General features: G+C 54.0%; 21 protein-coding genes and 1 tRNA gene. 7 read left to right on the top strand and 15 right to left on the bottom strand.

Features of this window, described 5'->3' with window-relative positions:
* The first annotated feature begins 86 nt into the window (after nt 1-86).
* Nucleotides 87-827, top strand: a complete 741-nt coding sequence (ubiG, locus tag Abor_RS09890; RefSeq protein WP_048841708.1) for a bifunctional 2-polyprenyl-6-hydroxyphenol methylase/3-demethylubiquinol 3-O-methyltransferase UbiG — start codon at nt 87-89, stop codon at nt 825-827.
* A 2-nt stretch (nt 828-829) separates the two neighbouring features.
* Here the strand turns inward: ubiG and Abor_RS09885 are convergent, their stop codons facing one another.
* The 5 genes from Abor_RS09885 to Abor_RS09865 all read right to left on the bottom strand — a co-directional run bounded on the left by Abor_RS09885 (nt 830) and on the right by Abor_RS09865 (nt 4,325).
* The gene (locus tag Abor_RS09885; protein ID WP_048841827.1) at nt 830-2,092 is read right to left on the bottom strand and encodes a lactonase family protein; all 1,263 of its coding nucleotides are present in this window, start codon (nt 2,090-2,092) and stop codon (nt 830-832) included.
* A 36-nt stretch (nt 2,093-2,128) separates the two neighbouring features.
* Nucleotides 2,129-2,599: a DUF2147 domain-containing protein gene (locus Abor_RS09880; RefSeq protein WP_232015086.1), complete on the bottom strand. Its 471-nt coding sequence runs from the start codon at nt 2,597-2,599 to the stop codon at nt 2,129-2,131.
* A gap of 73 nt (nt 2,600-2,672) precedes the next feature.
* Complete coding sequence (locus Abor_RS09875) at nt 2,673-3,131, bottom strand: DUF1178 family protein (RefSeq protein WP_048841707.1); 459 nt, start codon at nt 3,129-3,131, stop codon at nt 2,673-2,675.
* Nucleotides 3,132-3,184: 53 nt separating this feature from the next.
* On the bottom strand, nt 3,185-3,445 hold the full coding sequence (grxC, locus tag Abor_RS09870) for a glutaredoxin 3 (RefSeq protein WP_048841706.1): 261 nt from the start codon (nt 3,443-3,445) through the stop codon (nt 3,185-3,187).
* Nucleotides 3,446-3,512: 67 nt separating this feature from the next.
* Entirely contained in the window at nt 3,513-4,325 is an 813-nt protein-coding gene (locus tag Abor_RS09865) for a ComF family protein (RefSeq protein ID WP_232015085.1), read from the bottom strand.
* A 47-nt stretch (nt 4,326-4,372) separates the two neighbouring features.
* Between Abor_RS09865 and Abor_RS09860 the strand changes: the two genes are divergently transcribed.
* Entirely contained in the window at nt 4,373-5,254 is an 882-nt protein-coding gene (locus Abor_RS09860; protein WP_048841705.1) for a methyltransferase domain-containing protein, read from the top strand.
* 5 nt (nt 5,255-5,259) lie between these two features.
* Here Abor_RS09860 and moaA read toward each other — a convergent pair whose 3' ends face one another.
* The 3 genes from moaA to Abor_RS09845 form a co-directional block, all read right to left on the bottom strand.
* Entirely contained in the window at nt 5,260-6,276 is a 1,017-nt protein-coding gene (moaA, locus tag Abor_RS09855; RefSeq protein ID WP_048841704.1) for a GTP 3',8-cyclase MoaA, read from the bottom strand.
* Between the two features lie 108 nt (nt 6,277-6,384).
* On the bottom strand, nt 6,385-7,269 hold the full coding sequence (galU, locus tag Abor_RS09850) for a UTP--glucose-1-phosphate uridylyltransferase GalU (protein WP_048841703.1): 885 nt from the start codon (nt 7,267-7,269) through the stop codon (nt 6,385-6,387).
* A gap of 300 nt (nt 7,270-7,569) precedes the next feature.
* Nucleotides 7,570-7,656: transfer RNA gene (locus Abor_RS09845), tRNA-Leu, on the bottom strand.
* Between the two features lie 75 nt (nt 7,657-7,731).
* Between Abor_RS09845 and lipB the strand changes: the two genes are divergently transcribed.
* A complete protein-coding gene (gene lipB / locus Abor_RS09840) occupies nt 7,732-8,421 on the top strand; it encodes a lipoyl(octanoyl) transferase LipB (RefSeq protein ID WP_048841702.1) in 690 nt (229 codons plus the stop codon).
* Here lipB and Abor_RS09835 read toward each other — a convergent pair.
* Both Abor_RS09835 and Abor_RS09830 read right to left on the bottom strand, forming a co-directional pair.
* Entirely contained in the window at nt 8,399-8,992 is a 594-nt protein-coding gene (locus tag Abor_RS09835; protein WP_048841701.1) for a LolA family protein, read from the bottom strand. The two genes, lipB and Abor_RS09835, sit on opposite strands and share 23 nt — an antisense overlap.
* On the bottom strand, nt 8,989-9,327 hold the full coding sequence (locus Abor_RS09830; RefSeq protein WP_048841700.1) for a BolA family protein: 339 nt from the start codon (nt 9,325-9,327) through the stop codon (nt 8,989-8,991). Before Abor_RS09830 ends, Abor_RS09835 begins: the two co-directional genes overlap by 4 nt.
* A 44-nt stretch (nt 9,328-9,371) precedes the next feature.
* Here Abor_RS09830 and Abor_RS09825 point away from each other — a divergent pair, with 44 nt between their 5' ends.
* The 3 genes from Abor_RS09825 (at nt 9,372) to cobT (ending at nt 13,057) form a co-directional block, all read left to right on the top strand.
* On the top strand, nt 9,372-9,983 hold the full coding sequence (locus tag Abor_RS09825) for a J domain-containing protein (RefSeq protein ID WP_084594485.1): 612 nt from the start codon (nt 9,372-9,374) through the stop codon (nt 9,981-9,983).
* A 97-nt stretch (nt 9,984-10,080) separates the two neighbouring features.
* Nucleotides 10,081-11,088, top strand: a complete 1,008-nt coding sequence (locus Abor_RS09820) for an AAA family ATPase (protein ID WP_048841698.1) — start codon at nt 10,081-10,083, stop codon at nt 11,086-11,088.
* A gap of 28 nt (nt 11,089-11,116) precedes the next feature.
* A complete protein-coding gene (gene cobT / locus Abor_RS09815; RefSeq protein WP_048841697.1) occupies nt 11,117-13,057 on the top strand; it encodes a cobaltochelatase subunit CobT in 1,941 nt (646 codons plus the stop codon).
* Here the strand turns inward: cobT and Abor_RS09810 are convergent.
* Nucleotides 13,046-14,515, bottom strand: coding sequence for a pyridoxal phosphate-dependent decarboxylase family protein (locus tag Abor_RS09810; protein ID WP_048841696.1), 1,470 nt, complete (start codon nt 14,513-14,515; stop codon nt 13,046-13,048). The two genes, cobT and Abor_RS09810, sit on opposite strands and share 12 nt — an antisense overlap.
* Nucleotides 14,516-14,519: 4 nt before the next feature.
* Entirely contained in the window at nt 14,520-15,494 is a 975-nt protein-coding gene (locus tag Abor_RS09805) for a bile acid:sodium symporter family protein (protein WP_048841695.1), read from the bottom strand.
* Between the two features lie 166 nt (nt 15,495-15,660).
* On the opposite strand from Abor_RS09805, the gene Abor_RS09800 reads away from it, so the two are divergent.
* Entirely contained in the window at nt 15,661-16,539 is an 879-nt protein-coding gene (locus Abor_RS09800) for a translocation/assembly module TamB domain-containing protein (protein WP_126621023.1), read from the top strand.
* Between the two features lie 74 nt (nt 16,540-16,613).
* Here the strand turns inward: Abor_RS09800 and Abor_RS09795 are convergent, their stop codons facing one another.
* The 3 genes from Abor_RS09795 to Abor_RS09785 form a co-directional block, all read right to left on the bottom strand.
* Nucleotides 16,614-20,504 (bottom strand): AAA domain-containing protein, encoded by a 3,891-nt coding sequence (locus tag Abor_RS09795; protein ID WP_048841693.1) that lies wholly within the window; start codon nt 20,502-20,504, stop codon nt 16,614-16,616.
* 114 nt (nt 20,505-20,618) lie between these two features.
* On the bottom strand, nt 20,619-24,089 hold the full coding sequence (mfd, locus tag Abor_RS09790; protein ID WP_048841692.1) for a transcription-repair coupling factor: 3,471 nt from the start codon (nt 24,087-24,089) through the stop codon (nt 20,619-20,621).
* Nucleotides 24,086-24,397: an FAD assembly factor SdhE gene (locus Abor_RS09785; protein WP_048841691.1), complete on the bottom strand. Its 312-nt coding sequence runs from the start codon at nt 24,395-24,397 to the stop codon at nt 24,086-24,088. Before Abor_RS09785 ends, mfd begins: the two co-directional genes overlap by 4 nt.
* Nucleotides 24,398-24,439: the final 42 nt, after the last annotated feature.

The raw sequence follows: 24,439 nt of genomic DNA, 5'->3' as shown, positions 1-24,439 counted from the left end.
TGCGCAGCATCACAAGGCGCGTCACATACCCTTCCCGGCCCCCTCTCGTCCAGCGGGGGAGATCAGCAGGAAAGGATTTTTGTTCCATGCCCCCCTCCAGCCAAGACACTGCCTCCTCTGTTTCACCCGAAGAAATTGCCCGTTTTGGTGCGCTGGCCGAGCAATGGTGGAACCCCTCTGGGCCAATGCGCCCCCTGCACGCCATGAATGCTTTGCGCATAGAGTGGGCCTGCCGCCACCTACCCCTACAAGGCCGCCACAGCAGAAAGGTGCGCGTGCTTGATATTGGCTGCGGCGCAGGCCTAGCCAGCGAGGCTTTGGCAAAAGCCGGGCACGATGTTTTGGGCTTAGATGCCTCCCCCAAAGGTATTGCTGCAGCACACGCCCACTTAGAGGCACACCCGCTCCCCACCGGCTCTGGCCCGCTTGCTTACCGCGTTGGCAGCGCAGAAGAACTGGTTGCCGAAAACCGCCAGTTTGACGCTGTTGTCGCTTTAGAAATTATAGAGCATGTCACTGATCCTGAAAGATTTATGACCATGTTGGCCGACCTAGCCGAGCCGGGCGGTGTGGTTATTGTTTCCACCATGAACCGCACGTTAAAGTCTCTGGCTGTCGGTAAAATTGGGGCCGAATATCTTTTACGCCTGCTGCCCATAGGCACACACGAATGGCGTAAATTTATTACCCCGGCAGAACTCGGGCGTTATGCCCGCAACGCAGGGCTTTCCATTCAAGCCATAGCAGGCATGGTGCCTTCTTTTTCTGGTTGGAAAGAAAGCCGCAACCTAGATGTTAACTACATTGCAGCTTTCAGAAAACTCTAAGCCTAGCTGACGGGCACAGTTATAAATTCAAAGCATGTGGGGCTTCCAACTGGCGTGAAGTCCCACGTGAAGCTGATTTTACCTGTCGTTTTATCAACCCGGAACGAGGTAATGGAATCGCTACGCTGGTTTGCAACATACAAATAGCTGCCAGACGGATCGAACATAAGTGAGCGCCCGTAGTCAGCATGCATCCAGATTTCGTCAACCAGCGTTAGGCCGCCATCTTTAGCAACCTGAAACACAGCCAGAGAATCGCCAAGTCTGTTAGACACGTACAAAAACCGCTCATCGGGTGAGAGCAGAATACCCGCAGCCAAGGTGCTACCCCTAAAATGGGCTGTTACGCTGCTTACTGTTTGTACGGGCGAAATTTTACCGCTTTGCGGGTCAAAATCTGCCACAACCACTTTTGAGTCCTGCTCACAAAGCAGATAGAGCTTTTTACCACTCTCCCCAAATTCAAAATGCCGCGGGGCAGAGCCCGGTGTCATGGGGGTAAAAGGGACTGCCGCAGGTGTAAGCTTACCTGTTTGCAGGTTAAGCGCCCACACATACACACGGTCTAGGCCCGCATCCATTACCAGCACATATTTACCAGTTGGGTCGCTTTTAACCATATGCGGGTGCGCTGAAGAATGGTCGCTTACCGCATAATTACCCGGCGGGTTATCTGCTGCGCGGTCTGGCATTCTTGGCCCGGTGTTATGAATTAACTCCGTTCTGCGCCCCAAAGACCCATCGGCCAACACATGAAAAACCGCCACAGTGCCGCCCGTATAATTAGCAACAAAAACATACCGGCCAGAAGGGTGTACGCTCAAATGTGCAGGGTCTGCCCCGCCAGACGCAACGGTATTGAGCTTGGTTAATGCCCCAGTAGAATGGTCAATAGAAAACGCCGTAACCGCGCCACTATGGGTCGTATCAAAATCATTAATTTCGCTTACTGCGTAAAGCAGCCTGTGGTCAGGAGAAAGCGCAATATACGATGGGCTGGCAATATCGGTAAACGTCATAAGGCTGGTAAGCGCCCCGGTTTTACGGTCCATTTCAAAAACCGTAATGCCGTCTCCGTTGCCACCGGGCGGGCCATGCTTGGTATAGCCACCCACATAACAAAAGGTACGCTCTTTGGGGGCATCCTCATTAGGGGCAGGTGCTTTGGCTGTGTCATCAGCGGCAAAGCCTTGCCGTGCACTTACAACAACAGCGCCAGCTAAGCCCCCAAGCCCAAACAACCGGCGGGACAGAGAATGTTCCATAACCATAACAGCCTTATTCTTTTTATTAACCCAATATTACTGTGGCATTTTGCAGACAGGCCCCAATGTTCCCTCATACCGGGTCCAGGTCTGGGTTTCACCAAATAAAGGTAAACCGATATAGCCACGCAGCTTGAGCACATCTTTATGCGGAGACCAGATCTGAGCTTGATAGATATGGCCGCTATCAGGGTCGAGTATCTTCCCGTTCCAACGCTCCCCCTCACTCGATGACCGACGAAACTCTGTGAGCATCAATAAGTTGCATTCAGACTGCCCTTTTTTGTCGTGGGGCACGTCCGTTCCCTCATACTGCAAGCCAACCAAGCGCCCGCATACTGTATCGCCACAGGTTTCAATTTTAAAAACGCCATCATGCCCTTGGCTTAACCAATAGCCCATAAAGGCTTCTTCTGGTTTCAGCTCAGCATGGGCCACGGCTGGGGCAGCACTACAGGCCAGAAAAGTACAAAATACTGCTACCAGCCATTTTTTCTTTTCGCTCATTCTGGCCTTCTCCATTTTCTTTGCAGGCGTACAGCAGGGCTAGCACATTACCCTTGTCAAAGGCCGCACAGGCTTAACTTTCTGGGCGCTTCACCCAAGGAACAGCCACAACATCCACCCCTTCCTCGCGAAGCATTGTCCGTTCACGCTCAGTTGCGTTTCCGTATATGCCACGCTTTGGGGCTTCGCCATGGTGAATACGCACCGCTTCGGTTGCAAAGCGGTCGCCCATATTTTCACAATTTTGTTCAACTGCCTGCCGCATTTTCTGAAAGGCTACCATGACCTTGTCTGGCACATTGCTCCCCTGCGTTGGTGTCTCTTGGGGGGCTGGCGCCACCTCTTTCGTGGGGGCCTGTGCGCTACGCCCTTTTGCAATGGCGGGGGCCATAAGCGCCTGCTTTACGTCAGACGTGCCACAGTCTGGGCAGCTTAACAGCCCGTTTTCTTGCAAACGGGCAAATGTTGCACTGTCTTTGTACCAGCCCTCAAAAGAGTGCTCATGCACACACACCAGACGATAACAGATCATGGCCCTTTCACCTTTATATGCCCCAATACCATTCTAACGGCAGGTTAGTTTTGTCAGGCTAAGCCAAGCGCTGCGTTTAATTTGCCCTGTCGTTCTAGCGCCATCAGGTTGTCGCACCCGCCAAGGCATTTCCCATCAACAAAGGTCTGGGGCACGGTGGTGCCTCCGCCAGAACGCTCATAAGCCTGCTCGCGCTCAGCAGACCCACGCGGTGCATTAATTTCTTTAAATTCCACGCCTTTACTGCTCAAAAGCTGCACAGCTCTTACACAGTAGGGACAACCCGGCTGAGTGTAGATTTCGATTGTAGGCATACTGCCTCCCTCTTGTTTATATGTGTCGCAATTACGGAAAATGCCAGACCACTCAGCATCTTAAAGATCAGGCGGTTTCCGATATTGGGGAATCAAGGTCAATCTCTTTTTGCATGGGCACCAAGGCCACCACAAGCACACTTACAGAGGCGGCCCCACCCTCCAGCAAAGCATGCGTACAAACAGATGCTGTCGCCCCACTCGTTAAAAGGTCATCAACCAACACCACATGCTGGGCCCGTAGGGTGTTTTTATAGTGCGGCCGTAACGCAATGGCCTGAGCCATTTCTTGGTAACGCGCCCCCCGGGAAAAACCAGAAAGGCGTGTTGTTGCATGGGCACGGTACAGCATATCTGGCACACACACCAAACCGGCTTTACGAGCAACATTTTGGGCTAGTAAAGCAGCCTGATTATACCGACGCCAGAGCCGCCGCCGCCAATGGCTCGGCACAGGCACAACCAAACAATTAGGCTGCAATATGTCTTGTCCGGCACGTTTTAAGTGGTTTGCCAAAAAACCAGCATGCTCTACGCGGTCTGCATATTTAAGTTGCAAAACAAGGCTGCGTGCTGTGCCTTCATATAAAAACGCAGCTCGCGCAGCAGCCCAAGGTGGTGGGGCCTTTTCGCACCGCACGCATTCACCTTGCGCATTTAAATAAGCAACAGAAGGCTGGGGTGTAGCGCAACGCACACAAAATGGCTTTTCAACGCGCACAAGGCGCTCAAAACACGCCGCACACACCAAGCCAGCTTGCTCTGTTTCTGCACTACAAAGCAAACAAACTGGCGGAAACACGGCATTGAGCACCCCCTGCCAGCCCGTACGGGCATAGGCAGTCATTTTGCGTTGCAGGGCGTCTCGCCCAGATGTCATCTCGGCTCCTCTTGGCAAAAAGCGTAAGGTGGCGCACAGCTTACACTATGCAAGCCCCCGTTATTTTTGACCGCATGGCGGTAAAACGCCACCGCGCCCGTGCGGCCCACACGCAACACAACGTTGCCCCCATTCTTACTGCCACAGCAGACCTGCTCATAGACCGCCTCAGCGACATAACACGCCCTTTCAAAACAGCGCTGGACTTAGGTGGGCGTGGCTTTATGGCACCCAAACTGCATGAGCGCGGCTTGCACGTTATACAATGCGAAAGCGCCTTCCCTCTCGCCCAAACCTTGCAAACAACAGCCCCTACCGTCTGCGCCGATGAAGAATACCTCCCCTTTGCCCCCAACAGTTTTGACCTCGTTGTTGCCAACCTCTCACTACATTGGGTCAATGACCTACCCGGCACCTTTGCCCAAATACGTACCCTTTTAAAGCCAGACGGGCTGTTTTTGGCCAGTATGCCCATACTACCAACACTACGGCCCCTTAAGCAGGCGCTGGAAATGGCAGAACTTGCTGTCAGTGATGGTCTCTCTGCGCGTGTCTCGCCACTGCCTACCAACACAAGCTGCGCCCACCTTTTGCAACGCGCGGGCTTTGCCTTGCCTGTGGTCGATACAGAAATTTTGTCTTTGCGTTACCAATCTCTCAATGGGCTGTTGCAAGACTTACGCGCTGCGGGAGAGACAAACGCCCTCACCCAACGCAGTAAAAGCCCCCCGCCCCGCATGCTTTTTCCGGCCGCGGCGGCAGAGCTTGCCCAGAACGGTGAAAGTGGGTTTGAGATGCCATTACACATGAGCATTCTCACCGCATGGCGGCCAGCCCCCACTCAGCCCCAACCTTTAAAACCGGGAGAGTTCACGCAGTCTTTGGCGCGTGCTTTAGAAACGCACTCTCAAGGCCCTCTGCCCGGTTAAAAACGTTAACCGCCTGTCACACTCATATGCCGGGCTGGGCCGTTCACTACTCCAGCCTCTTGCCCCAACAAAAAGTCGTGCCCTGTGGGTTTGCGGGCTATTGCGTCCTGAATACCAGCCAGAATGGCCGCATCATCTCCTCCGCTGCGCATAATGTCGCGCAGGTCGATACCATCTTCTTGGCCAAGGCAGGTATAAAGCCGCCCCGTGCAAGATAGGCGCACGCGGTTACAACTACCGCAAAAATTATGGCTCATGGGGGTTATAAACCCAATGCGCTGCCCTGTTTCTGCAACGCGCATATAGCGCGCAGGCCCACCAGTACGGTCAGGCACGGGTGTTAATGTCCAACGCTGCGCCAAATCTATTTTTACTTTTGATAGCGGCAAATAGCTGGCTGTCCGGTCGGTTCCGGTATCGCCCATTGGCATGGTCTCTATCAGGCACAAATCTGCACCAACACTGCCACACCACGCCAGCAGGGGGTCAAACTCGTCTTCATTCACACCGGCCATGGCCACAGTGTTAATACGCACCGCAAGCCCTGCCGCACGTGCGGCTTTAATACCGTTTAACGTGGCGGCTAACTTGCCGCGCCGCGTTATTTGCGCAAAACGGTCTTCATTAAGCGTATCAAGGCTCACATTTACCCGCCGCACCCCCGCTTTAAACAGGGTTTCGGCATAAACATCTAACAAACTGCCGTTGGTGGTCAGAGTAAGTTCGTCCAGCTTGCCTGCTTGTTCTGGCCGTTGCAGCCACTGGCCGAGCGTTTCAAAAAACGGCCCAATATCGCGCCGCACCAAAGGCTCACCACCGGTAATGCGCAAGCGCCGTACCCCTTGGCGCACAAAAACCTGCGAAAGGCGCAGCAGTTCCTCAAAAGACAACACGTCCTCACGTGGCAAAAAGCGCATGCTTTCAGCCATGCAATAGACACACCGCATATCGCAACGGTCTGTTACGGAAACACGAAGGTAGGAGATACTTCGGCCCGCAGGGTCAATTAAAGAGGACAGCATGAGTCCCTTATATAACAAACACCCAATAAAAAAAGCGGCCAATGACAAACGCCACTGGCCGCCCAAATACGCACGCACCCTTTTTACCGAGAAAAAGGCCTAAGCGTTTTAAAGTTCAGTCACGTAGTTTTTCAAAAACGCTCTGACATCATCTGCAAGGTCTGGCCGTTCGAGAGAAAACGCAATCTGCGCCTCAAGGAAGCCAACCTTATTACCGCAGTCAAAACGGCGACCTTCATAACGCAAACCATGGAAAGGCACTTCGCCAATGGTTTTAGCCATGGCGTCTGTCAGCTGCACTTCACCACCAGCCCCTTTTTCCAGTTTGGAAAGGTGAGGCATAATTTCTGGGGTTAGAATGTAGCGACCAATAATGGACAGGTTAGAAGGCGCTTCTTCAGGTTTGGGTTTTTCAACCAGCCCGCGCACCTCAACCATGCGGCCATCATCGGCACCGGTTTCCAAAATACCGTAACGGTTTGTGTGCTCTTTGGGCACTTCTGTTACGGCAACAACGCTACCGCCCGTCTGGTAATAGGCATCAGCTAATTGCTTCAGGCACGGCGTTTTAGCCTGCACAATGTCGTCTGGCAGCAAAATAGCAAACGGGTCATCACCAATAAAGCTACGTGCACACCAAATAGCATGCCCCAGCCCCAGAGGCTCTTGCTGGCGTACCGCCACCAAAGACCCAGCCTGAATAGAACTAGGCTCAAGGGCTTTCAGTGCATCCAGCTTGTGCCGCTCATGCAGTGTGGCCTCAAGCTCGTAAGCAATATCAAAATAATCAATCAGAGAATCTTTACCACGGCCTGTAATCAGGCAGAATTCTTCAATACCTGCGGCCCGTGCTTCATCAATAGCGTACTGGATCAGTGGCCTATCTACAACCGTAAGCATTTCTTTTGGCATTGCTTTGGTTGCGGGCAGAAAGCGTGTACCCAGCCCTGCTACCGGCAGGACTGCTTTACGTAATGGCTTGGGCTTGGACACGAATACGACACCTTGATCAAAATTAGGTTTCAAAACATTGCACCGCGTAACAGCTAATATCAGCTTACCGCTCAGGTCAAACTTAGCCCATATATGCTGCCTGCCTTAGCGTTGGTTATTTTTACCACCAACTTACCAAGGCATGCTGCGCTGCAACCAACATTACGTGGCGTTTAAACAACGCAACAGCGGCCTTAATGTGGCAAAACCACTTTTTTACATTTTCGTCATAAAATTTGGGAAATATCTGACACCAAGAAAAACCAGTTTAAAAATCTGAATTTTCTTGGTGTCAGGATTTGGTGCGGCCGAGAAGACTCGAACTTCCACGGGGTATTCCCCCACAAGCACCTCAAGCTTGCGCGTCTACCATTCCGCCACGGCCGCCCCGTGACAACCAGTACCATAAAGTGCGATACCGTTTGGTGAGAAGCCCTATAACCGAACAAGCATCAGGCGGCAATGACCAACGAGCATTTTTTATGGGAAATAAGCAAAAAACCTGTTCCCTACCCCTTCGCTCTCTCCAGAATGCAGGACATTGCGCAAAAAATACGCGCAGCAAACGCACAAGAACGCGTCTGGCTGCTCGAGCACCCGCCCCTTTATACGTCTGGCACTTCTGCCCGCCCAGAAGACCTGTTTAACCCCCACAATTACCCCACTTACGATGCCGGGCGTGGTGGGCAATGGACATACCATGGCCCAGGGCAAAGAATCGCCTACCTTATGCTCGACCTTCAAAAGCCCCACGGCACCATCCCCCCCAGAGACCTACGCGCCTATGTGCACGGCCTAGAAGCATGGGTTATTCGCACTCTCGCTACATTCGGCCTAAAGGGTGAATGTCGGGAAAACCGGGTGGGCGTATGGGTTGTAGACCCCCGCACAGGTTTAGAAGAGAAAGTTGCCGCTATTGGTGTACGTGTCTCTCGCTGGGTGAGCTGGCACGGCATTTCCATAAACCTGCGCCCCAACATGGTAGATTTTGAAGGCATTGTGCCCTGCGGCATAAAAGAATATGGCGTAACCAGCTTTGAAAAGCTGGGGCTAAATGTGACCCAACCCCAGCTCGATGCCGCTTTGGTGGCAAACTGGCAGCCCGTTTTTGGCAGCCAGCCCACTCCCTTTACTGAGCTTGAAGCTGAATAAGCACCTTATGGCGGCGCTCATCAACCACAGTAATATCGTGCAACGTGAGCGCACGCCCAGAGTCCTGAAAAAGCAGCGTCACTAACCCCTGTGAAGGGTTATCGCGCCGGGCCATAGAAATTTGCAGCACGCCGGGTGTTTTTTGCACATCGGTCACCTGCACAGCACCAGAAAGCTGAATAGGGTTACCCAGCAATAACCCCAAAGGGTTATGCGACAGGCCCATATGCGTTTCAGACCCGGCCTGCGCATCCTTAAACACGGCGTGGCTGCCTGAGGCTTCTAAATCCATACCGTGGGGTGCGGTATAAACAAGATGCAGGTAACCGGGGCGATATGTTAACCCGCCCCCCCCAGTTGCCCCATTGGGCCATGTTTGCACAAAAGGCACATTTTTAAGCTGTGCTGTGCGCAAATAGGCTTCAACACGGGCTGTTTCTGTTTGGGCGGGCTTACCTAACCCACCCTGCCCGCCTGCGCAGGCTGCCAAAAACAACGTGCCCAGCAAAACAAACCGCCTTGCCGCCACAACGCCTTTAGCTGCCCGTGCTAATTGCGTAACCTTATTCATGAAAGAGCCGCGTCTTCTTCTGGGGTGCGCAGGCTCAAGGCCAGCGCATGCAACCCGGTTTCAAACTCGCCCCCCAAGGCATCATGCACCATGCGTGAGCGGTTAACCCGGCTTACCCCTTCAAAGGCCGCACTCACCAATTGCACTCTAAAATGTGTTTCAGACGCACCAGCTTCTGGCCCACGCACCATGGGGGCATGGTGTGCATGCCGGTGGCTTTCGTCCAAAATTTCGAGTCTCTGGGGGGCAAAGGTTTTGGTCAAAACCTCCTGCACGCGCGTTGCACGTGCCCCCAAGACTGCTGGTGTCGTATCTGAATTGCGTAACGTTGCCATATCTTACCCCTTGCGCAGAACCACTGAGCACGCACATAACCCTGATGATGAAGCGAAGGAATACCCGTCATAGGGCGTTCGACCCGGACCCGGACGCCCCACAGCGCTGCTGTGACATGCCAGACTGTGACAAACCCGCCGGTTATCGTGCCCCCCGCTCACGCGATACATTGAACCAGTATTTCTGGTTCTGTCTTGAGCATGTGCGGGAGTATAATGCCCGTTGGGACTATTACAAAGGCATGTCTCCCGGCCAGATAGAAGCCCACCTGCGTGCAGACATTGCGTGGGACCGTCCGTCTTGGGCGTTTGGCCAGAGTGCAGCCCGGCCAAAACAGAGCACTTTCAACGAAGAAGAAATTCTCGACCCGCTCGATATTCTGGGCCGCAACCGCCGCGCACGTGCTGAGCAAAAACGTAAAGCGGCCATGCCACGCGCCCCAGAACCCTTGCGGGAATCTTTAGCCACACTGGGGTTAGACTGGCCAGTAACGCTAGACGTTGCCAAAGCGCGCTATCGTGATCTGGCGCGTAAACACCACCCAGACACCAACAATGGTGACCGCAGAGCCGAAGAGCGGCTTAAGGTTATTAATGTGGCCTTCACAATTGTAAGAACACACCTTACCTCTGAAGGACTCGAAAAAGCAGGGTGATCATGTCATCCTGTTTCTTAACCTTCCCTATTGGCACCCTCACGCACAGCAGGGTACCTTGTTTTGTCCACCACCATAACGCACAGACGGATACAGCATGACTGAGTCTTCAAACCCGGCCTCACCTAGTGATCTTCCGCCCATTTCGGCACTTTCCACGCCGGATCTTGAAGTTTCAGTGCGCGATGTCTTCGGTATCGATTCAGATATGACCGTACCGGCCTTTTCGCTACGTACAGAGCATGTGCCCGCCAAAGACCCCGCCTACCGTTTTGACCACGACACCACACTGGCCATTCTGGCGGGCTTTGCCTTTAACCGCCGCGTTATGGTGCAGGGTTTTCATGGCACCGGTAAGTCATCCCATGTTGAGCAGATTGCAGCCCGCCTAAACTGGCCGTGCATTCGTATTAACCTAGACAGCCACGTCTCCCGTATAGACCTCGTGGGGAAAGACGCCATTGTCGTGCGCGATGGCCAACAGGTTACCGAATTTCAAGAAGGCCTGCTGCCGTGGTGCCTGCAACACCCCTGCGCCCTTGTGTTTGATGAATATGATGCAGGCCGCCCAGATGTTATGTTCGTTATTCAGCGCGTGCTTGAGGTAGAAGGCCAGCTTACCCTGCTCGACCAAAACCGCGTTATTAAACCCCACCCGTGGTTTCGCCTGTTTGCTACAGCCAACACCATTGGTTTGGGCGACACAACAGGCCTGTACCATGGTACACAGCAAATCAACCAAGGCCAGATGGATCGGTGGAACATTGTCACCTCTCTCAACTACCTGCCCCATGCGCAGGAAGTGGGCATTGTTCTCTCCCGCCTTGGCATTAACCCAGAAGACAAAGCCGCCAAAGGCACCATTGAAAATATGGTAGCCCTTGCCAACCTAACGCGCGCTGGCTTCATGGCCGGAGACCTCTCAACCGTTATGTCTCCACGCTCTGTTATTGCGTGGGCAGAAAACGAGCGTATTTTCAAAGATACAGCCTTCGCCTTCCGCGTAACGTTCCTGAACAAGTGCGATGAGGCAGAACGCAACATGGTGGCCGAATATTACCAGCGTTGCTTTAACACCAGCCCACTCGCCAAACAGGGCGCTTGAGGTTTTAGAGGGGGAAGGCTGCTAAGGTATGGCAGAGAGCAAAACAGGCACGCAGGCCACACCGGCAGGGCATAATCAAGCCCCTACCGGCAACCCAGCCGACCGGGTAGACGCCTTTAAACAGGCTACAGCCGCAACGCTCCGTGCTATGGGGGGCCAGCGTGAGGCCGAGGTCTCTTTCCATACCGGGCACATGCCTGTGGCATCTCTCAGCCTAGGGGGTAAAGCACGCCTACCCGCCCCCACACGCCACATGAAAGAAGAAGAGCTTATCCGCATTCGCGGTGCGGCAGATGCCCAAGCACTTCGCCTTAAACACCACGACAGCACCCTACACCTTAGCCGCCTGCCAGAAGACGCCACCGCCCGAGACGTGTACGACGCACTCGAGCAAGCCCGTATTGAGGCCGTAGGCGCACGCCACATGAAAGGCGTTGCTGCCAACCTACGCCAACGGCTAGAGGCAGAATGCCGCGAGGGCGGGCTGGCGCAAATGACAGACCCTGCTCTGCTGGCTCCGGCCATAGCCCTCGAGCTTTTAGCGCGTGAGGCGTTAACGGGTGAGCCATCACCTGTTGCGGCCCAAACTATTCTTAATAAATGGCGCGCAGCCCTGCCCAGCAAAGCGCAAGACGCCCTTGCACATCTCAAAGCACATGCAGATGACCAAGCTGCTTATGCTCGGGCGTCTCGCCAGATTCTCGCGGCCTGTTCTCTTACGGAAGAAGAAGAGGAAACCTCTTCTGATGACGTAGATGAAAACGAAAGCGGTGCAGAAACAACCGACTCCCAAGAGCAAGACACGTCTGCCCCCCCAGAGCAGGATGATGACGCACCACCGTCTGAGCCAGAAACCTCTCCCAGCACACCAGAGCCCCAACTATTAGCTGGCTCAGGTGATTTCTCGCCCGATATGGCAGAAGAAGAAGGGGAAGGTAGCGGGGCCGAAGGCACAGGCGATGCCGCAGGCCCCGGCAAACGCCAAGACATAACACCGGGCGAAACCGCTAAAACCTACCACGCCTACACCACCCAGTTTGATGAGGAAGTACGGGCCGAAGACCTGTGCGAGCCAGAAGAACTCAACCGCCTACGCCACCAGCTAGACCTGCAACTCGCCACCTTGCACGGCGTTGTGTCCCGCCTAGCGAATAAGCTGCAACGCAAGCTCATGGCGCAACAAACACGCTCGTGGGACTTTGATATGGAAGAAGGCCTGCTTGATGCTGGCCGCCTTTCCCGCGTGGTGGTTAACCCCCTGCTCTCACTGTCTTACAAACGCGAACGCGATACAGAGTTTAGAGATACAGCCGTAACCCTGCTGATAGATAACTCTGGCTCCATGCGGGGCCGCCCTATTTCCGTTGCTGCCTCCTGCGGCGATATTCTGGCCCGCACCCTTGAGCGGTGCGGCGTGAAAGTAGAAATTCTGGGCTTTACGACCCGCGCATGGAAGGGCGGCCAAAGCCGCGAGAAATGGTTGAAAGACGGCAAGCCCGAAGCACCGGGCCGCTTAAACGACCTACGCCATATTATTTACAAAGCAGCAGATCTGCCATGGCGGCGCGCCCGCGCCAATATGGGCCTTATGCTGCGCGAAGGCTTACTAAAAGAAAATATCGATGGTGAGGCCCTGCTGTGGGCATGGCGCCGCCTAAAAAGCCGCCCAGAATCCCGTAAAATTCTTATGGTTATTTCTGACGGCGCACCAGTTGATGACAGCACCCTGTCAGTCAACCCCGCATCCTACCTTGAAGACCACCTGCGGGAAGTCATTCACATGATAGAAAACCGCAGCCCGGTCGAACTATCGGCTATCGGTATTGGGCACGATGTGGGGCGCTATTACCAACGCGCCGTTACCATTACCGATGCAGAAGAACTGGGCGGCACCATGCTCCAGTCTCTCTCTGCTTTGTTTGATGAAAAACGCAAAGGTGGCGCACGCAAAACCAGTTTACACGGGTAAAGGCTGCCCCTGCGCATGAGGTACTTTGGCACCCGTGCGCTTTTGTGTCAGTTCCAGCACTGCATGCAGCATAATATCAATATCCTGCTGCGTTGTACGGTGGTTTACTATAGCGGCCCTAATGGCCAGCTTGCCCTGCACTATGGTGGTAGAGGGCACAGCAATACCGCTTTCTTGCAGGTCTTTCACAAGCTCAGCATTCAAAGTATCTAGGTCAGCGGCTCCCTCTTTTACACGAAAGCACACAACGTTCAGGGTTACTGGGGCCAACAGCTCTAAACTTGGTGTGGCTTTTACACGCTCGGCCAAATAACGCGCAACGTCACAGCACTGCGCGACCACGTTCCCAAGCCCTTCGGTGCCAAAACCCGCCAGCGTAAACCACACTTTAAGGGCTCTAAACCCGCGTGACAGATCTGGCCCAAGGTCACAAAACCATGGAGCACTAGCAGCAACACCTCTTTCCTCGCGGGAGAGGTACGCGAGTGACTGCGCAAAAGCCACCGCCTGCCGGCCTTCTTCACGTACAAGCACACACCCCGCATCGTAAGGAGTTTGTGCCCATTTATGAAAATCAAGCGCAATACTATTGGCCTGCTCTATGCCAGCCAAAGCAGGCGCATGCGCGGGGGAGAGGCAAGCCAGGGCACCAAACGCACCATCAACATGGAACCAAAGCCCCTGCTCCCGTGCAAACGCTGCTAAGTCTGCCAGTGGGTCAATGGCTCCCGTATCTACCGTACCGGCGGTGCCAACCACCAAAAATGGCTCAAACCCTGCTGTGCGGTCTTGCGCTACCATGCGCTGTAGGGCCGCCATATCTAGCTTAAAAGCAGCATCTACCGGCACGCGGCGTAAGGCTTGCATGCCTAGGCCCGCCATATCAAAAGCACGCGCCACACAACCATGTGCGCTCTCGGCTGCATAACCAACCAATTTACGGCCCTGTATGCCAGCCTCCCGCATGGCAATACCCTCTGGCACGGCGCGGCTGGCGGTCAACACAGCAATAAAATTCGCTAAAGAAGACCCCGTAACCAGCACGCCTGATGCCGTTTCAGGAAAGCCCAGCATGGTGGCTGTCCAGCGTATAACCATACGCTCCACCTCAACCGGGGCATGGTCACGCCCGCCAAGGTTGGCATTTAGCCCTGCCGCCAACATTTCGGCCAGCATGCCTTGGGCCGTGCCCCCTCCGTGCACCCACCCCATAAAACGGGGGTGCCGGTTGCCTACGGCATAAGGCTGCACATTTTTGGTAAATTGCTCATACAAAGCAGGCAGCGCTTGCGCGGTTTTGGGTAAAGGCTGCTGGGCAAACCCTTGCCTTACCGTTTGGGGCATAGGTTGCCATACGGGGCCGTCTGCCACGCTTTGTATGCTATCCAGCATATCATCAAGCATACGGTGGCCGAGTGTGCGTAATTCATCCCAGTTTTTGGGGTCTAACCCGGCCATCGTTTTACTCTCCTGCACTCTGCTTGCTCTCAAGCTGCGCTGTTCTGGCCGCAAAACGACGTGCCAGCACGGCACAGACAAAAAGCTGTATCTGGTGGTAAATCATTAACGGCAAAACAATAAGCCCAACACTGGCGGGTGGAAACAGCACGTTGGCCATTGGCACCCCAGAAGCCAGTGTTTTTTTAGACCCGCAAAACACAACGGCTATTTCATCTTTTAAAGGCAGGCCTGCGGCACGGCTGGTCAGGGCGGTTAAAATAAGCACACAAGCCAACAACATAAAATCTATCAGCGCTATCATGCCTAACTGGCTTAAAGGCACTTTGTGCCAAAGCCCTTGCATAACCGCATCGCTAAAGGCTGCGTAAACCACAATCAGAATAGACCCACGGTCAGTTAATGAAAGCAGCTTTTTATTACGCTGCGCCCATTTGCCAATCCAGGGTTGCAGCACTTGGCCCAGTACAAATGGCAAAAGAAGTTCAAGCACAATATTGAGCACACCACCGCCTTGGGCACCGTGCTTTGCCAGCACAAGCCCCACCAAAAACGGTGTAATGAAAATACCAAATACGTTAGAGGCCGTTGCAGCACACACAGCCGCAGGCACATTGCCCCCACCTATAGATGTAAAGGCAATAGAAGACTGCACCGTAGACGGCAGGCAGCACAAAAACAGCACACCCAGCCAAATCTCGTTTTGCAACAGGGCCGGAAACACCGCATGCAGCGCTATGCCTAAAAGCGGGAAAAGCACAAACGTACAGCATAAAATAAGCAAATGCAGCCGCCATGCCGTAAGCCCAGACACCACCGCTTGGCGCGAAAGGCGTGCCCCTTGCAAAAAAAACATAACCCCAATGACCACAATAGCCAGCCACTTAAACACTGGCACCGCCGCCCCATGGCACGGAAAAAACGTAGCCAACAACACAGTGCCTATCAGGCTAAGTAAAAACGGATCCAGACCAAACATGCTGCCTTATTCTTTCTTGCTTATCTGCACGACACCACAAGCACAGCCTTGCAGGCCATAAAAGGGAAGCCCCGCAAAAATCGTCATTGCGCAGGTTGCTTGCTTACGCCACCTTTACCCACAAATGAAAAGACAAACCCTTTTTTGCTCTGCGGCTCTCGCGCTCGTGAGCGTCGCACTCACTCGGCCAGCCTTGGCAGCACCGCCTGCAAGCTGTGCCGTTATCTCTCATGGTGGCGTACGCTCTACAGGCCAGAGTATAACGCTAGACGCAACAACCCTGCGCACACCCGATGGTAGCACCAGCCTTACCATTAAGCAGATGCAGTTTAGCGCAAGCACAGCCAACACAGCGCAAAGCCTGCAAGACCAAGCAGATGCCGCCTCTCTGTTGCTGGTTTCTGCTATGACAGGCCACCATAATGCTGCCTGCTCTGAATGGCTGCAACGCCAAGGGCAAAATGTTGCCACTGGCCTAAAGGCCGGGGGTAATTACGCCCTAAGCTGGAACACGGCCAGTATTCAACGTGGTACCGCGCGGGTTGGGCTTAGCGCCGCTGCCCTAAAGCTACAGGGTAATACAACCGCCCACACCAGTGCGGCTACCCTTACCATGTCTGGCCTGAGCTTTCACAACGTCGCCAATCAAGAACTCCTGCCTTCTTCTGCACAAGCAGCATTCTCTCTACCCGCGTCTGAATTGCCAGCCCTTATGGCAGCCGTTGGCGGCAGGGCCGAGCAGGCACCTGCGGTACATGTCACTATTTCTAACTTTGCCGCCCAACGTGGCACTGTGCACCTACAAGGCAATGGGTCGGCCACCCTTACGGGTGATGTCAACGCAACATCAGCCTCTGGCCACCTAGAAATTACAAATCTTGAAACCCTGATTGAAACCGCCCGCAGTGCCCAGCAAATGAAACTGGCAGCAGGGTTGGTTTTAGCCCGTTTGGTCAGCAAAAAAGCGGACGACGCCAACGCATGGAACACCACTTGGTCTGGTGGTGTTCTCACCGTCAACGGTTTCCCGCTGCCCCTTAAATAACGTAGGGTAGTAAAATCATCTGGCGCAGCAACCTTGGTAAACAATGCCCTTATTGTTACCAAGGCATGTTGCCTCTATTGTGCGCCCTCACCCTCTTGCTGGGCAGCTCGTTGCTGGTCGGTTGAGCGAAACATCTCAATACTGGGGGCTTTACCCCCCCACACGCCTCTTTCGGCTAATTCTGCCAGCACCGCCTCAATCGCTTGCTTGGCCCTACGGCCATATACTTTCCACGAACTATCAAGGTTCGCTTTGCCGCCATGCTCGCGGTACACGCTCAACCAGTTATAAGACCCCTCCGCAATATGGCCGGGCCACGCTAAGGTTTTCATGTGTATGCGGTCTATGCAGTAACACTGCGCACCACAGGCTTTAAGCCCCTCTACGCACATCTGGTGTTCTTCGCGGTTGGTACGCTGCCAGCGCTGCGTAACAATAGAAACCTCTACCCCCCTTTGCACGGCAGCTGTTATGCGGCTTACCACAGCCTCACACAGCGCCCCTTTTTGCGATAAAAACGGAGAGACAATAAGCACCTGCTGCCCGGCTTGCGCCATATCCAACGCATAATCCATCATGCTGGTATGCTCATTGGGGGTAGAAACACGCTCTATTAAAGGCACTTGGCTGGGCAAAACTGGCAATGTCCAGTTACCCTGCACCCCTTCAACTTCTTGCCCGCGCTCAAACAAGGCTCTGGCCAAAATACCCAGTGGCGTTTTTACAACCGGGTTCATAATGTCCATGTTGCCTATAACAACAAACGAATCTTTTGCGCGCGAGACAGCTACGTTCATTAAACTGGCGCTACTGTCTAGAAACCCTGTGCCAGACTGCGGGTCAGACACCGTAGAAAAAATAATAATTGGCCGCTCTGCCCCTTGCAGCGCATGCACTGTACCTACAGTAATTTTTTTTAAGGTAGCCTGCCCTGTTTTATGCGCAATGTTGGACAGCGCTTTCGCCACAGCTTTTTTCTGAGCCGAAAACGGCGTTATAACCGCCACAAGCTGGTCTAGCTCTTTTTTGTAAAAATACTGCCATGCTTTGGCATTGCTGGCTATCCACTCTGCAATGGCATCAGCTTCTTTTAAATTACAGCTACTCCCATTGTGGCGTATGCACTCACCCCGCACATGCGCCCACCCCAAAGCAGGCAGCGGCGGCGCAATAGCAGGCTCTGGCCGTAAGGGCTGGAGCTTACCCTTATAAATTAAGTCATTCGAAATTTGGATAATGTCTTTGCGGCACCGCCTATGTTCCGACAAAAACATACCCGGCACATCTGCCCCAACCGATGACCACGCCGTGGCAGACTGCACAACACCCATAACAGACCCAGGCGTTTGCCGCCCGTCACCCAAACCAGTCACCACTCTGGGGTTTACGGCCTCTTCTTCTTGCCAAAATGCTGCGTACACACCGGCAGAGTGCGCATTGCCTTTATCGGTCTCGCCACCCAAGGTCACAACGGGTGCTAACTGAAAGACATCACCCACAACAATGGCTTTACGCGCAAAAGAAAATGCCGGAGCCGCTTGGTAAGGCGGTATCTGGCCTGCTTCGTCAATAATAAGTAGGTCAATAAAGTCTGCGTGGTACTGCTCTCTGCCTTGGTAATATTTCATCATACGTGGCAAACGGGCCGTGGTCATAATCAGGCACGGGGTTAGCATGCACCAGCGGCGGTACATGGTCTCCATACCTACGCGGCCTGTATTAAACTTATAGGCAACACCCTCTTCCCCCGCCATGGCGCGGTGTAGGGTTTCCACCTCGTTCAGCCAGCGCCCTTCCCAATAACGCAAGGCTTTTTGAAACATCTCGTAACGCAGGGTTTTATCCAGCAGGTCATCAAGGCTGGCGGTTGTTTCCTCCCACCCCGGCAGGTGCCACGCCGGTGGTTTATCTGGTGTGTCTGCCCCCAAGCCATACTGGCTAGAAATTTGCTCTAGCTGGGCCACAAGCTGCGCTAAAAAATGCTCTGCCTGTGCGCTGCTTTGTAGGGTTTTGGTAGCCTGCACACGGGCCTGCTCAGCCTGCAAAACCTTTTGGTTCAATGCCTCATACGCCTTTTGCGCTGCATCTTTTTGCGCAACAAGGGCCGCAATCTCAGCCGGAGGGTTAGCTTTAGCCAAAGTATAGCGGTTGATACGTTGCTCTTCTTCCAACGCCCAATGCGCAGTTAGGCTTGCTGCGGCATTTTGCCAGGCTTGGGCGTCTTTTGAATGTTCACGCACCAAAGGTAAAAAATGGTCTGCAAATTCGGTTTCAGAAACCAGAATTTCTAAATTTTTCCATTTTTTCGCTGCACCAAAGGCTGCCAAAAAACCACTCTCAGGCAGCCCGGCCAAAATACGGGCTTCTGTGCCTTTGGCGTTTTTCAGTTTGGCCTCAGCGTCTTGTACGCTTGCCAGTAAAGGGGCCAAAGTGGCCTCGTAAGCTCCAGCTTTCTGGCTATAACTGTACGAAAGTGCACTCAACTGCTGCTGGGCAAGCGTTTTTTGCTCTGTCGTCTCTGCAATCTGCTGTGTCAGCGTATCAATTTGTGTACGGCATTCCTTTTTACGCTGCGCAAGTACTCGTGTGCCGCCATGCTGCATAATGCTCTGCCGTGCAACACTAAAGGCCTGCGCCAAAGCAGCACAACGCGCAGAAAGTGCTTTAATATCGCACTGTATAACCTCAACCGCATCGCTTACATTTGCTGCGGCATGGCTTTGGTAAACCAGCCTAAACTGCTCCAGCCACGCAGCATGAGCCCGCCAGTAGTAGTCTGGGTCTCGCTCCCGCTCAGCCGGAAACCCCTGCCAGTGCTCAGTGCCCAAAAGGCGCCCATCTTTGGCAATAAACGGCTGGCGGCCTTCTTTGGGCTTATACCCACCAGAGGGAAAATATAGCCCTAAGCTCTCTACATCAGGTAACCAGCGTTGCTCCCACGCGGCGGTGCCAGCGGCGGCCAAGGCCTCGGTCATGGCATCTATAATATTCACCACGGCCTGATTATTGGTGGAAGAGCCAACAATAACCGCAGGCTCACCCCCCGCTATGGCACGGCGTACCAGCTCGGTTGCAATTACGCTTTGCAGCAGGGTTGTTTTACCCGTGCCGGGTGGGCCATTAACCGCTAAAATTTGCCCATGCCCCAGCATGGAAAACGCGGCCATTGTATCTGATTGCGAGGCCGACAACCCAAACTTGGGGTTCATGGTGCCTCTTACTGCACCAAGCTGCGCCAACCTCTGCTCTGGTTGCACTGTGGGGGCTATGGGGCAGCCGTGTAAAAAGCCTTTTAAAAGCGGCGTTTCAACAGCACTTACCTCTTCAAGGGCAAAGTCATAAAATTGTTTAAGGTTAACAATAGTGTTCTGCCCCACTGGGGGCGGGGTTGGCGTAAATGTAAAGTACTCAGCCAAAACAGTGCCGGGTAATTGGCGGTTTTGGGTAATGCTCTGCCAAAACTGGTCAGACCAGATAAGCAGTTGCTCCCATGTGGTGCAGTTAAACGGGTTTTGCTCTAGGTAGCGGTCAACCGCTGCTACCTGCCCAATTGTCTGCATCTGCCCAGAGGGCGCTAAAAGAGAGCGTGGTATAAGCGGCGCTGTTTGAGACGCATACGGCGTAATAACGCCTTTGGGTGTCACACGTACCGTACAGCCTAAAGCGCAGGTTGGTTTGCTGCGTGTATGAGCCGCTGTGTGCAAATGTTCAGGAATAAATGTTCTGAGGGCAACATTAGCCACAACATCATCAGACTCATCATCCTGATCTGTGGCCATAGCGGCTTTAAGCGCAAAAAGGCGGGCAATTGCCTGTGCTGGCAAGTGCCCGTTTTCAATTTCTTGCGGCTCTACATCAACATTTGCAGCCGTTGCATCTGGCGCAGACTGCGTGCTGTCAATAAGCGAAATACGCCAGTAATCCAGAATATCCCGAGAGCTTGCCCCGGCAGCCACTACGCCCACACATTTTCTCCGCATCAACAAACTGTAATGTACAGCACAGAATAGCGGAGCAACTCTGTCAAACAATTTCTAAGTGACTGAAAAGCCTATATTCCCAAGCATAGCACGCATTAACTAAGCGGGTACCTTTTGCGCCAGTTTTGCAAGGTCGCGCAAAACACGCCTTGCCAGGTCAATACGCTGCACATTTGTAAGCTCTCGCACTACGGCCATTTTGTGGTCGGTACGCAGGCGCACAGTGCCATCTTTCCAACGGGCCATCCATTGCACCAAGCCTTGCGGGTTACGGAAACTATTGTGCCTAAACTGAAGCACCATACCTTTTGGCCCGGCCTCCAACCGCTCTACCCCGGCTTGGCGGCACAGGCGCTTTAAATCCACAATATCCAGCAGGTTTTTCACCTCTTCAGGCACGGGGCCAAAGCGGTCTACCAGCTCGGCTTCCATAGCTTCTAGCTCGGCATCAGAGGCTATGCCGCTAATACGGCGGTATAGCCCCAAACGCACAGGCAGGTCTGGTACATAGTCAACCGGTATAAGCACTGGCAGGCCCACAATAATGTTGGGTGTCCAGTCTCTATCTTCTGCGCGCCTCCGGCTGGCATCGGCCCGCAGGTCTGCCACGGCGTCTTCCAGCATTTGCTGGTACAGCTCAATACCAACCTCACGCACATGGCCAGACTGTTGGTCGCCCAACAAATTACCGGCCCCACGCAGGTCAAGATCGTGCGAAGCCAGCGTAAAGCCTGCCCCCAACGTATCGAGCGTTTGCATAACCTCAAGCCGCTTTTGCGAAGAAGCCGAAAGCACATGCGTTTGCGGCCACGTAAGGTACGCATACCCCCGCTGCTTGCCGCGCCCAACGCGCCCACGCAACTGGTACAACTGCCCAAGGCCAAACATATCTGCCCGGTGTATAATAAGCGTGTTTACCGCAGGCATATCCAACCCGCTTTCTACAATATTGGTAGAAAGCAGAATATCGTATTTACCATCAGAAAACTCAGTCATAACCCGCTCAAGCTCAGTGGGGCTTAAGCGGCCATGGGCCTGCACCAGCTTGGCATCTGGCACAATGGTGCTTAGGCGCTCTGCCAAACGGTCAAGGTCTTCAATGCGTGGAGCCACACAGAAAATCTGCCCACCTCTAAAGCGCTCACGCTGAATGGCTTCGCGTATTACCACGCTATCAAAGGGCATAATAAAGGTGCGCACTGCCAGCCTGTCTGTGGGCGGGGTGGCAATAAGGCTCATTTCCCGTACGCCAGACAACGAAAGCTGCAAAGTGCGGGGGAGCGGCGTAGCTGAAAGGGTGAGCACGTGCACATCATCACGCAGGGCTTTCAGCTTTTCTTTGTGCCCAACACCAAAATGCTGTTCTTCGTCAATAATCAGCAATTCAAGGTTGGCAAACTGTACCGTTTTAGCCAGCAGTGCGTGCGTACCTATTACCACATTAATAGAGCCATCACTGAGCCCTTTCCGCACAGCCGTGGCCTCTTTGCCCGTTACCATGCGCGAAAGCTGTGCCACTTTAAGCGGAAAGCCTTCAAACCGCGCAGAGAAGGTGCGGTAATGCTGGCGGGCCAACAATGTGGTGGGCACCACAACAGCCACCTGCCCACCAGACATGGCAGCTACAAAGGCCGCCCGTAGGGCAACCTCGGTTTTGCCAAAGCCCACATCCCCACACACAAGCCTGTCCATGGGGCGGCCTGAACCCATATCTTCCAGCACATCGGCAATGGCACGGGCTTGGTCATCTGTTTCCACAAACGGGAAACGCGCACAAAACTCGTCCCACATACCTTCGGCCGGGGCTAATACGGGGGCCTCCTTCAACGCACGGGCCGCAGCCGTGCGAATAAGGTCAGACGCCATATCCCGTATGCGCTGCTTCATGCGGGCTTTACGGCCCTGCCACGCAACACCACCCAGCTTATCAAGCGGTACACCAGCTTGGTCAGAGCCAAAGCGGCTTAACAGCTCAATGTTCTCAACAGGTAGGTACAGCTTTTCGTTGCCATCATAGAGCAGGCGTAAACAGTCGTGCGGGGCAACGCCTACGCTTACCGTCTCTAACCCATCATAGCGGCCAATACCGTAATCTTGGTGCACCACCAGGTCGCCGGCGGTAATTTCTCCGGCTTCGGCAATCAGTTCATCAGCCCGGCGGCGGCGGCGTGGTGGGCGGCCAATACGTTCACCCAGCAAATCCTGCTCAGACACAAACGCCAGATTTTCCGCCACAAAGCCACGTTCCAACCCAATGGTCAGAAGCGCTACCGTACCGGGCTTGGCTTTTTGTGCCTCTTTCCAGCTTTCGTAACTTTGGGTGGCCACGCCATGCTCGCGCAGCAATGTGCCAATACGCTCGCGGGAGCCACGGCTCCATGCGGTTACGTAAGTGCGGCGCTTTACATCGCCCCACTCCTGCACTTGGTTGCCTAGTAGCTTAAATACCTGCTCACGCTCGGCATTGGGCACAAGTTTAGAAAACATTTTGCCCGGCCTGCCGCCCACATCCATGCCTTGGGCACCATCGGGCTTGGCAAACGGGCTAAAAGCAACCACTGGCACGCGGCCCATGGCCGCATCCCAGCCTTTTTTGTCCAGATAGAGCAAATGTGGTGGCAGCGCGCGGTAGGGTGTTTCACCCTCACGCACGGGCTGGCGGCGGGCCTGATAGTGGTCTTCTATCATTTCCAACCGGCCCTTGAGCACATCTTCAGCCTGATAATCGAGCGAGATAGACGCTTTGGGCATATAGTCAAAGAGCGTTTCCAAAGACGTATGGAAAAGCGGCAGCCAATGCTCCAGACCGGGGTAGCGCCGCCCGTCAGACACATGCTCATAAAGCGGATCTTGAGCTGCACCAGGGCCAAACACATCGCGCCAACCAGTCCGAAAGCGCGAAATACTCTCACTATCGAGCGAAAATTCAGAAACCGGGCGCAGCGTTAGCTCTTGCAACTTACCTGTTGAACGCTGGGTGCCGGGGTCAAACGCACGAATATTTTCAACTTCATCCCCAAACAGATCGAGCCTGACTGGCTCTGCTGCCCCTGCCGGGTAGAGGTCAAAAATACCACCACGGGTGGCAAACTCACCCGCTTCCATCACTGTGTCTGTACGGGTGTAACCGTTGGCCACCAAAAGCTCGATCAGTAATTCCTGATCAAGGCTTTCACCCTGCTTAACGGTAATAGACTGCCCCTCAAACGTGGCACGGGGTGACACGCGCTGCACAACGGCCGCAACCGTTGTTAAAATAAGGCGGGGCTTGCCATTGGCTGGCTCAAGCAAGCGGGTAAGCGTTGCCACACGCTCTGCCACTAACGCAGGGTTAGGAGAAACGCGGTCATAGGGCAGGCAGTCCCATGCGGGAAAACGCAGGGTTTCCACATCGTCTGCCATATAAGCCAGAAAATCTGCTAACCGTGCGGTAGAGGCATCGTCACGCGCAATATGCAGAACCGGCCCGTTATGCTCCCGTGCACGGCGGGCTAACAAAAGGGCATCGTACCCTTCTACCGCGCCCCAAACCGGAACAATACGGCCCTCAACACTCGTTTCTGCTGTCATTCCGTCTTCCCGGCTCCTTTTGCGCGGCTGGCATCAACCATGCGGCGTAACATGGGGGTAGCTTTTTCTTCTGGCAATGGTAGGCGGCCAAACAACCAATCTGTTAATTCAGGGTCTGGCATTTCCAATATGGCTTCCATATCAGTCAGTTCAGCCTCGGTCATGGCGGCTACATTGGCTTCTACAAAGCCACCTATCAGAATATCGGTCTCAAACGTGCCACGGTGGTTGGCACGAAAAATAAGCCTGCGGCGGCGTGCGGCAAGCGGGTCATTTTCTGTCATAACGGTGCTTGAATTGTCTTGCATGATCTTGGTGTCCTATAGCCTTGAGATCGCTTTCTGTCAGCC

Source organism: Acetobacter orientalis (assembly GCF_000963965.1).
In the GTDB taxonomy this organism is placed as follows: Bacteria; Pseudomonadota; Alphaproteobacteria; order Acetobacterales; family Acetobacteraceae; genus Acetobacter; species Acetobacter orientalis.
This window is presented reverse-complemented; position numbering and strand designations above follow the sequence as displayed.